The sequence below is a fragment of the Nocardioides sp. CPCC 206348 genome, from assembly GCF_048654705.1.
Classification (GTDB): domain Bacteria; phylum Actinomycetota; class Actinomycetes; order Propionibacteriales; family Nocardioidaceae; genus Nocardioides.
In genome coordinates, this window is the sequence record NZ_JBMCZA010000179.1 from 43,515 (window position 1) to 46,080 (window position 2,566).

Genomic DNA, 2,566 nt, shown 5'->3' on the forward strand with positions numbered 1-2,566 from the left:
GGATCAGGCCTGGCCGCCGGTCAGCTTCTCGCGAAGCGCCTGCAGCGCCTCGTCGGAGGCCAGCGAGCCGCCAGTCTCCTCGGCCTGCTCGTCGTCCGAACCACCGGAGGAGTACGACGTCGCCTCGCCAGCCTCGGCCTCGGCAACCTTCGCCTCGGCCTGCTGCTTGACGTGCGCCTCCCAGCGGGCGTGCGCCTTGGCGTACTGCTCTTCCCAGACGGCGCGCTGGTCGTCGAAGCCCTCGAGCCATTCGCCCGTCTCGGGGTCGAAGCCCTCCGGGTAGATGTAGTTGCCGGCCTCGTCGTACGTGGCGGGCATGCCGTAGAGCGTCGGGTCGAACTCTTCGACGTCGACCGCGGCGGTGGTCTCGTTCGCCTGCTTCAGCGAGAGCGAGATCCGGCGACGCTCGAGGTCGATGTCGATGATCTTGACCATGACGTCGTCGTTGACCTGGACGACCTGCTCGGGGATCTCCACGTGGCGCTCGGCCAGCTCGGAGATGTGCACGAGGCCTTCGATGCCCTCTTCGACGCGGACGAACGAACCGAAGGGCACCAGCTTGGTGACCTTGCCGGGCACGATCTGGCCGATCTGGTGGGTCCGGGCGAAGTGCTGCCACGGGTCTTCCTGCGTCGCCTTGAGCGACAGCGACACGCGCTCGCGCTCCATGTCGACGTCGAGCACCTCGACGGTGACCTCGTCGCCGACCGTGACGACCTCGGACGGGTGGTCGATGTGCTTCCAGGACAGCTCCGAGACGTGGACGAGACCGTCGACGCCGCCGAGGTCCACGAACGCACCGAAGTTGACGATCGAGGACACGACACCCTTGCGGATCTGGCCCTTCTGGAGCTGGGTGAGGAAGCCGTGGCGAACCTCGGACTGGGTCTGCTCGAGCCAGGCACGGCGCGACAGGACCACGTTGTTGCGGTTCTTGTCGAGCTCGATGATCTTGGCCTCGAGGGTCTGACCCACGTAGGGCTGCAGGTCGCGGACGCGACGCATCTCCACCAGCGAGGCGGGCAGGAAGCCGCGCAGGCCGATGTCGATGATGAGGCCGCCCTTGACGACCTCGATGACGGTGCCTTCGACGACGCCGTCGGCTTCCTTGATCTCCTCGATCGTGCCCCAGGCGCGCTCGTACTGGGCGCGCTTCTTGGACAGGATCAGGCGACCCTCCTTGTCCTCCTTCTGGAGAACGAGAGCCTCGACCTTGTCACCCACCTTGACGACCTCGGAGGGGTCAACGTCGTGCTTGATCGACAGCTCGCGCGAGGGGATGACGCCCTCGGTCTTGTAGCCGATGTCGAGGAGGACCTCGTCGCGGTCGACCTTGACGATGGTGCCGTCGACGATGTCGCCGTCGTTGAAGTACTTGATCGTCAGATCGATGGCGGCCAGGAAGTCCGCCTCGGAGCCAATGTCGTTGATCGCGACCTGGGGCGCGTTGTCGTCGTAGTGGCTCGAGATCGGAGTCGAGAGGGTGCTCGTCATAAGTAGGGACAGTCCTTGGGTGGGCAGATGTAGTTGGGCCATGACCGCCGTCTGGGCGGCACGGGACCACCTCCCGACGGGAGGCGGACATTCAAGGGTACGCGCCGCGTTGCACGCACGTCCAACCGGCGGCACTATCCTCGGTCCGTGCAACAGGAGTGGCTCCACCCGCCGGTCACGGCGCACCGTCGTCCCGCCGATGAACAGGAGTCCCGCAGCGCCAATGGCGCCGACTGGGATCGCTACGCCGACGAGTACCAGGCCACCCACGGGGAGTTCCTCGGCGACGCCGGTTTCGTGTGGGGACCCGAGGGCCTGACCGAGGCCGACGCCCGGATCCTGGGCGACGTGAAGGACCGCGACGTCCTCGAGGTCGGCTCCGGCGCCGGGCAGTGCGCGCGCTGGATCCGCAGCCAGGGCGGACGCGCGTTCGGGCTCGACCTGTCCCACCGCCAGCTCCAGCACTCACGACGCGTCGACGAGATCACCGGAGTCGTCGTGCCGAGCGTCCGGGGTACGGCGACCGACCTCCCCTTCGCCGACAACACCTTCGACGTCGTGTTCTCGTCCTTCGGTGCCCTGCAGTTCGTCGCCGACATCGACACCGCGGTGGCCGAGACGGCCCGGGTCCTGCGGCCCGGCGGCCGGTTCGCGTTCTCGATCACCCACCCGACCCGGTGGATGTTCCCCGATGACCCCACCGAGGAAGGGCTCACCGCGACCCAGTCCTACTGGGACCGCACGCCCTACGTCGAGGTCGACGACGAGACCGGCCGGACGTCGTACGTCGAACACCACCGGACGCTCGGTGACTGGGTGCAGCTGCTGGCCGCCAAGGGGTTCCGGCTCACCACCTTGCTGGAACCGGAATGGCCCGCGGACCACGACCGGCTCTGGGGTGGCTGGTCCCGGGTTCGCGGCTCCGTGACGCCGGGAACGGCCCTCTTCGGCGCCGACCTTGGTCATTCGTGAGGGTGCCGTCCGGGACTTGGTCCTGATTTCGGGTTGACGTGCCTCCCGCGCGTGATCGCGGAGCAATAGTGGCCGGGTCCGCTCATGTTCCAGCGCCTGT

Annotated in this window: 2 protein-coding genes; one reads left to right on the plus strand and one right to left on the minus strand. The window is 67.6% G+C overall.

What is annotated here, in order from left to right; genetic code table 11:
• Positions 1-3 precede the first annotated feature (3 nt).
• Complete coding sequence (gene rpsA / locus ACOADB_RS14390; RefSeq protein ID WP_378599819.1) at positions 4-1,494, minus strand: 30S ribosomal protein S1; 1,491 nt, start codon at positions 1,492-1,494, stop codon at positions 4-6.
• Between the two features lie 147 nt (positions 1,495-1,641).
• Between rpsA and ACOADB_RS14395 the strand changes: the two genes are divergently transcribed.
• Positions 1,642-2,466 carry a class I SAM-dependent methyltransferase gene (locus ACOADB_RS14395; protein WP_378599822.1) on the plus strand — a complete coding sequence of 275 codons (825 nt, stop codon included), beginning with the start codon at positions 1,642-1,644 and terminating at the stop codon, positions 2,464-2,466.
• The last annotated feature ends 100 nt before the right edge of the window (positions 2,467-2,566 follow it).